Source organism: Virgibacillus profundi (assembly GCF_002287375.1).
Classification (GTDB): domain Bacteria; phylum Bacillota; class Bacilli; order Bacillales; family Amphibacillaceae; genus Virgibacillus_K; species Virgibacillus_K profundi.
In genome coordinates this window covers 1-400 of record NZ_NPOA01000093.1, presented here as the reverse complement: position 1 = coordinate 400, position 400 = coordinate 1, and the positions used below count along the sequence as shown (strand labels likewise).

Genomic DNA, 400 nt, shown 5'->3' with positions numbered 1-400 from the left:
CCCGCCGCAACCATGATGGACAATGCTGCCACAGGATTCACCGTGAGCGACGGCTTGAGATGGATCAGATTGGTGTAGCCGGTAAATCCGGCCAATGTGAAGTAGTAGCCGTTGGGAAACAATGGGTTGAACGTGCCGATAATGTTATCGCCGGGATGATGATCGCCGGACGCCGCGTCGAACTGCAGTCCTATCCGCGGATTCCATGCGGCCTGTTCGAACGTATAGCCGGCGCGTGCTCCGACGCCCCAGGCCCGGATGTCCTTGGCGCCGACCGTGCCGAGTTGGCCCATTCCCTCGAGATCCCAGTCGATTTGCTGCCACTTGCCGGCGAAGCGAGCGTCGAAGACGTGACGTTTCTCGTCGCCGCGGGCGTCAAGGAAACGGACATTGTCTCGTC

At 60.2% G+C, this 400-nt stretch carries 1 protein-coding gene; it reads right to left on the bottom strand.

From position 1 onward, the window contains the following. Positions 1–400 (bottom strand): alginate export family protein (locus CIL05_RS23000; RefSeq protein ID WP_165769195.1); only part of this gene is annotated, 400 nt, incomplete at both ends.